This window comes from Roseisolibacter sp. H3M3-2 (assembly GCF_029211165.1).
In the GTDB taxonomy this organism is placed as follows: domain Bacteria; phylum Gemmatimonadota; class Gemmatimonadetes; order Gemmatimonadales; family Gemmatimonadaceae; genus Roseisolibacter.
This window is the reverse complement of the sequence record NZ_JARGEK010000282.1, coordinates 1-6,571: the sequence shown is the minus strand read 5'-3', so window position 1 is coordinate 6,571 and position 6,571 is coordinate 1. Positions and strand designations below refer to the sequence as shown.

The following is a 6,571-nucleotide window of genomic DNA, read 5'->3' as shown; positions in this document are numbered from 1 at the left end:
GTCGTGGCGGCGGCGGGGGCGACGGCCGCGAGCGGGGCGCAGGCGGCGAGGGGCGCGAGGAGGAGGACGCGGGGGAGCACACGGAGGCGGCGCATCCCCCAAGGTGCCCGCCGGCGCGGCCGCGCGCGAGCGGCGCGGCGTTCGGGTTCGGTCGCGGGGGTTGCACGGCGCGGGCGGCGCTACGGGTGCGTGCTCAGCGCGTCGAAGTCGGCGGCGGTGAAGTGCGCGGTGGCGAAGCCGTTGGTGACCCAGGCGCCGCGCAGCCCGAGGCGGGTGCGCAGCGCGCGCCAGAGCTGGACGTCGGACAGCGACGGCGCGACCGCGCCGGCGACGTCGCCGGTGTCGCGCTTCGCGAGGTAGAAGGGATGGTTGTGCCCGTGCGACTCGGCGTGCCAGCCGTCGCGCCGGTCCGCGGCGAGGAGGGCGTCGACGCGCGGCGGAAGCTTCGGCGGCCACGGGGCCGTGCTCCCCGCCAGGTAGACGCGCCGCGCGTCGCCGCGGCGGAGGACGAGCGCCTGGAACTCGGTCGGGCGATCGACCATGTCGGTGCGCCGCGCCTGCGCGTCGACGAGCAGTGCCTCGAGGCAGCCCGCGTCGCGCACGGTGCCGACGCGGCCGGAGCGCACCGCGGTCCCGTTCTCGGCCTCGCGGCGCAGCGCCGGGTCGGGGTGCGCCGCCCAGTACGCGGCCTGGCGCGCGAGCAGCGCGCGCGTGTCGACGTCGAGGGCGGCGCGCAGGCGCGTGCGCACGTCGCGCAGCGCGGTGAGGGCGCGGTCGTCCCACGCGTCGGGAGGTGCGGCGCGAAAGTCGTGGCGCGAGACGAGCGTGTCGCCGGCGCGGTGCACGAGGACGGGCGCGGGGAGCGCGCAGCGCGGCGCGCCGGTGGCGGCGGGGCGGACGCGGGCCGCGGCGCAGGCGCCCGTGAGGGCGGTGGCGAGGGTCAGGAGGGGACGGCGCACGTCGAGAGATGCGTCGGCCGCGTGGATTCCGCGACGTCCCGCGCGCGCCGCGTGGCCGAACGGGGCGGTCGGCGGTATCTCAGCGCATGACTTCGACGAATCCAACCACACGACAGACGCTGGGCGCGGCCGCGGTGGTCGCGCTGGGGCTCGCGGCAGCGGGGGCGCTGGCCGGGGCCGGGGTGGCGCGGGTGCGCACGGCCGACCGCACGGTCACGGTGCGCGGCCTCTCCGAACGCGAGGCGCGGGCGGACCTCGCGATCTGGCCGCTGCGGCTGGTGGCGGCCGACAACGACCTGGCGGCGGCGAACGCGCAGCTGGCGCGGTCGCTCGCCACGGTGCGCACGTTCCTGCGCGCGCAGGGGCTGGACTCGGCGCGCGGGACCGAGGTGGTGCTGCAGAACTTCGAGGTGGCCGACGCGGCGACGAACCAGTACGGCGGGGCCCAGGGCGGGGGCTCGCGGTTCGTGATCCGGCAGACGGTGATCGTGCGGTCGCCGGAGCCGGCGGCGGTGCAGGCGGCGAGCCAGCGGGTGGCGGAGCTGGTGAGCGCGGGCGTGGTGCTGACGTCGGGCGGGGAGTACGGGCAGGGGGGGCCGACGTTCGTCTTCACGGGGCTCAACGCGCTGAAGCCGGCGATGATCGCGGAGGCGACGGCGCGGGCGCGGGAGGGGGCGGAGCAGTTCGCGCGGGACTCGCGGGCGTCGCTGGCGGGGATCCGGCGGGCGAGTCAGGGGGTGTTCGAGATCCTGCCGCGGGACCAGGCGCCGGGGATCACCGCGGAGGGGCAGCTGGTGAAGACGGTGCGGGTGGTGACGACGGTGGAGTACGGGCTGCGGTGAGCGGGTGGACCGGCGTTGCTCGCGGCGGCACGGCGGGGTGGGCGGGGCGGGTTAGGGTAGGGGAGGTCGCGGGCGTGGGGCGCGCGGCGGGGCCTTGTCGAGGGAGCTGACGATGCAAGAGAAGGTGCCCCCGGACATGCGATGTGTGTCTGCGACCGAGCGCTATGACACCAAAACGCAGCCCCAGCGCAAGTCGGTCTGGCGCATCGTGCTTACTCGTGGTAACCCCAGGAGCATGTGGCTCTTCGGATGGCGGCCAGCCAGACTGCCTGCTGGTGCTGCCACTACCTCGCAACAGCGAATCCATGAACGGCGAGACGCGGATGCGTGCTGAGGAGGTCGAACAGTCTCACCTCAGTCGCGATCACCCAAGTCAACTGCTGCAAGGTACGCTTCTCGACGCGGGAGCCGCATGGCGCGCCGATTGTGCGCGGCGGGGCGTCGACGCGGATACAGAAGTGGATACCATACCGGACTGGTGGCTCGAGTTGAGCTTGCATCTTGCTCGCATTGGTGCATGCGCGCCAGAAGCGAGAGCTGAGCTGGCTCACCGAGCGAGTGTCGCGCTGTCCGCTGACCTCTCATCGGCGGAGGGCGCTGAAGCAGTTCAGAAAGCGCGGAATGCTCTTGTCGCGTGGCAGAGTGACGCGCCAGAACTTGCTGAGTTCCGTGATCTGCTACGAGCGATTGAGCATGTGGAGGCCGGTGGCGCGTTACTGACGGCGTACACATCGCTCCTCAACTTGATGCGCACTCTCCCTGCTGGTGACCTACGGGCGGGATACGCCCGGGCCCAATCCGCACGGGTGCTTCGCACGCTTGGCCTCGTTAGTCAGGCGGAGTGCGCATTCGAGAACGCGATCGCAATCGCCAGCATCTACGGGGACCGTTGGCTCTTGGCTCGTGCGCGACTGGGGATTGGAGTGCTACTACACGGTCGTGGCGCGTATCCACTCGCGCGACTGGCGTTTCGCGGAGTGCTCGAACTTGCCACGGACTACTCAGATCTGGCGGCGGCAGCCCATCTCGGGTTGGTCTCGGTCGCCAGGGCAGAGGACGAGTACGACTCGGCGTTGTCGCATGGATGGGCTGCTTTAGAACTCACCGCTGGGCAACCGCACGCAGAGGCTGAAGCTCTTGCCGTTCTCGCCTCGTTGAGCCTGGACGTTGGCGACTACGCTGCCGCGCGAAGCACTTGCCTCAAAGCACTGGCGAGGACGCCGCGTATGCCGACGCGCCAGCCGCTCGTCCGAAGCCTCGTTCAAGCAGCTCTTGGACTGAATGACACGATCACGCTGGATGCGTTCTTCCCCGAGCTGGAGCACATTGCTGAATCCTCCTCTAACCCGTGGGAACAATCTCATGCGCTACGAGTTGCCGGTAGCGTTCACGTCAAGCATGGACGATCGGCGCTCGCGGCAGTGCGCTTCCAGTCTTCGCTCGATATCGCGCGGCAGCACGGCTACACCGAGCTAGAATGGCTCGCCGATCAGGAATTGGAGCGGAGCCAGAACGTGTGCCACAAAGAGCCCGAGAGTCACACCCGAGCAGAACGTCCTCGTTTAAGCAGAAGGTCAACCCGAGTACTCAAGAAGCTTGAGCAGCTCAGCGTGTGGTAACAACTCGCGCATGCCGTTGATTCGTGGCTCGTCTATCCAACCAATCCGCCTTGCTGACCATGGGTGCGTCTCGGGGAACCGTCATCGCGTTGATCGGTGATTCAAGAGCACGCGTTCGCGTGGCTGCGCTGCTGCGCGAACTCGCCGGCTCCCCTTGTCTCTGCATTTCCCAGCTCGAGGTTCGTGCGCGCCTTCGCTCCGGTGGCATTCGCGGGCTGATCATCGCACACACGGATAGGGATGGACGGAGTACTCTGGCACTAGTGTCCGAAGTCCGCCGTGACTTCCCGGACGTTTATGTGCTCGCGTACGGCGAGCTTGGCAAGACGCCGTCGAGCGCTTTTACCGCGATGATCCGCGCGGGAGCCCACGAGATGCTCCAGTTTCCGATCGACGATTCTCGCAGTGCACTAGAGGATCTGATCAAGACCGCGAATCGGACAAACGTCTCCGCCCAAGTCTACGACGCCATCGCCGACTCCCTCGACCCCGTCGCCCGCCCCCTCGTCCAGCTCTACCTCCGCGGCGCCGACGGCCCCGTCCCCGTCATCGAGGCGGCCATCCAGCTCGGCGTCCACCGCAAGACTCTCCGCAACCGCATGGACGCCGTCGGCCTCCCCGCCCCCGCCGACCTCCGCGCCTGGTGCCGTCTCTTCCTCGCCGCGCGGCTGATGGACGAGCCGGGCCGCACCGTCGAGAGCGTGGCGCTGGAGCTCGACTTCGCCAGCGGCAGCGCCCTCCGCAACCTCCTGCGTCGACGCACCGGCCTCGCGCCCTACCAGCTGCGCGAGGCCGGTGGCCTCAGGTGCCTGGTCGAACGCTTCGACGCCGAGTGCGCGCAGCGCCGCGCCGGCCTGCTGCCGCCCAACGAGCACGAGGACGGCGACGAGGACGAGGCGACGCCCGGCGAGCGCGAGGTCGGCGTCCCGACGGTCGCGCTCCCGTCGCGCGTCGCGGAGCCCGCGTCGCGTGCCACCCGACGCGTGGCGCCGCGCCGCGTGCGAGCCGACGACGCGCGCACGGCCCCGTGATCTTATTGGCGTCGATCGCCGCGAGGAGCGGCCCGACGCGCTAGCTGCCCGGGCGTGACGACCGCAGCCCTGATGGTCCTTCCCGCGCACCCCGACGACGAGCGCTTCACGCTCGCGTCCACCGCCGCCCGCCTCGCGGATGCCGGCACCACGGTCGGGTTGATGTGCGCCACCCGCGGCCAGGTCGGTTCGGCCGGCGACCCCTCGCTGGCAACGGGCCACTCGCTCCCCGCCGTCCGCGAACGCGAGCTGCGCGACCCCTGCGCCATCCGCGGCGTCGCTCTGCTGGCATCGCTCGACCACCAGGACGGGCACCTAGGCGACGCCGACTCCCACGCGGTGCGCGAGAGACTGGCCACCCGCGACAGAATGCGGCGCACCAGCGTCCTCGTCCCGCGCGACCCCGAGTCGTCTCCCGCAGCCCTGATCCACGAGACCCTGGTCAGCGATCGCAGCGCCGCAGCGAAATCCGACCACCCATCACGTCAGCCGCGTCGCCTCCGCGGCCACTCGCTCGACGACGAGGCTGCCGTCCGACCAGTCCCATCCAGCGCTGCGTGAGATCCGACGCGCGCGACGCCCGCGCATCGGGCGCCGCTCATCTCCCAAGCCAAACGGCGCCCGCCACCTGAAGGTGACGAGCGCCGCCGATCGCGACGAACGCGCGGTGCTCAGCCCTTCCCCGCCCCCTCCAGCGCCGCCCGCACCTCGGCCCGCGGACGCGACGCCCCCCGCGCCTCCGTCAGCGCGAACTGCGCGACGATCCCGTTCATCGTCTCCGCCTGGCTCGACAGCTCCTCGGCGGCGCTGGCCGTCTCCTCGGCGCTGCTCGCGGCCTTCTGCGTGACCCCGTTCATCTCGTCCACCGCGTCGTTCACCTGCGTCACCCCGCGCGCCTGCTGCTCGCTGGCCGCCGAGATCTCCGCCACCGCGCGCGCCACCTCGTCGACGTGGGCGTGGATCTGCTGCAGGCTCTGCGTCACGTCGGCGTTCAGCGCGACGCCGCGCGACGCGCTCTGCACCCCCTGCTCGATCAGCGCCGCCGTGTTCTTCGCCGCCTCGGCGCTGCGCAGCGCGAGCGCCCGCACCTCCTCGGCGACCACCGCGAAGCCGCGCCCCGCGTCGCCGGCGCGCGCCGCCTCGACGGCGGCGTTCAGCGCCAGCAGGTTGGTCTGGAACGCGATCTCGTCGATCGTCCGGACGATGCGCGCCGTCTGCTCGCTCGACTGGCGGATCTCGAGCACGGCCTCGGAGAGGCGCCCCATCCGCTCCACGCCCTGCGCCGCGCTGGCGCGCGTCTGCTCCGTGATCGCGCGCGCCTGCTGCGCGTGGCCGGCGCTCGTCTGCGCCATCGCGGCCATCTCCTGCAGGCTGGCCGCCACCTCCTCAAGGCTGGCCGCCTGCTGCGACGCGCCCGACGCCAGCGAGGCGCTCCCGCCGGCGAGGTGCCCGCCGACCGCGGCCACCTCGTGCGCGGCCGCGCGCACCTCGCTCAGCGCCGCGTCGAGCTGCGACGTCGCCAGGTTCACCGCGTCGCGCGTCTCGGCGAACGTGCCGGCGTAGGCGCCGTCCATGCGCGCCGACAGGTCGCGGTCGGCGACGCGCGCCAGCACGCGGTTCGCCTCGGCCAGCGGGCGCGCGACCGCGTCGAGCGTGCCGTTCATCCCGGCCACCAGCTGCCCGTAGGCGCCCGCGTAGCGCGCGGTGTCGGCGCGCTCGGCGAGCCGCCCCTCGCGCGCCGCCGCCGTCAGCCGCTCGGTGTCGGCGAGCGCCTCCTGCAGCGTCTCGCGCACCCGCTTGTACGCGGCGACGTTCGCCTGCGTCCCCGCGATCAGCCCGTTCACCGTCTCGGCGAGGCGCCCCAGCTCGTCGTCCGAGCGCACCGTCAGCGGCGTCGTCGACGGCACCACGTCGGTGCCGAGGTTCCCCGCCGCGAGGTCGGAGAGCCCGCCCTCCAGCCCCGCGACGCACACGGTGCGCAGCCGCGCCGCGCGCTCGGTCAGCTCGCCCAGCGTCCGCGCGACGCGCCGCGCGAACGGCGCGCCGAGTCCGAGCGCCGACAGCACCGCCAGCCGCGTGAGCGCGCCGACCGTCCACGTCGCGCGCGCCGCCCTCGGGCG

The 6,571-nt window shown here is 72.4% G+C and carries 6 protein-coding genes; 4 read left to right on the top strand and 2 right to left on the bottom strand.

From position 1 onward, the window contains the following. Window positions 1–179: 179 nt before the first annotated feature. Entirely contained in the window at window positions 180–959 is a 780-nt protein-coding gene (locus PYV61_RS18865) for a hypothetical protein (protein ID WP_275834486.1), read from the bottom strand. 86 nt (window positions 960–1,045) lie between these two features. Between PYV61_RS18865 and PYV61_RS18860 the strand changes: the two genes are divergently transcribed. The 4 genes from PYV61_RS18860 to PYV61_RS18845 all read left to right on the top strand — a co-directional run bounded on the left by PYV61_RS18860 (window position 1,046) and on the right by PYV61_RS18845 (window position 5,012). Beyond that, complete coding sequence (locus PYV61_RS18860) at window positions 1,046–1,801, top strand: SIMPL domain-containing protein (RefSeq protein ID WP_275834484.1); 756 nt, start codon at window positions 1,046–1,048, stop codon at window positions 1,799–1,801. A gap of 305 nt (window positions 1,802–2,106) precedes the next feature. Then, entirely contained in the window at window positions 2,107–3,420 is a 1,314-nt protein-coding gene (locus PYV61_RS18855) for a hypothetical protein (RefSeq protein ID WP_275834482.1), read from the top strand. A 119-nt stretch (window positions 3,421–3,539) separates the two neighbouring features. Continuing rightward, on the top strand, window positions 3,540–4,451 hold the full coding sequence (locus PYV61_RS18850; protein WP_275834480.1) for a helix-turn-helix domain-containing protein: 912 nt from the start codon (window positions 3,540–3,542) through the stop codon (window positions 4,449–4,451). A 54-nt stretch (window positions 4,452–4,505) separates the two neighbouring features. Next, the gene (locus PYV61_RS18845; protein ID WP_275834478.1) at window positions 4,506–5,012 is read left to right on the top strand and encodes a PIG-L family deacetylase; all 507 of its coding nucleotides are present in this window, start codon (window positions 4,506–4,508) and stop codon (window positions 5,010–5,012) included. 110 nt (window positions 5,013–5,122) lie between these two features. On the opposite strand, the gene PYV61_RS18840 is transcribed toward PYV61_RS18845, so the two are convergent. Further along, a partial coding sequence (locus tag PYV61_RS18840) for a methyl-accepting chemotaxis protein (RefSeq protein ID WP_275834476.1) occupies window positions 5,123–6,571 on the bottom strand: 1,449 nt, incomplete at its 5' end.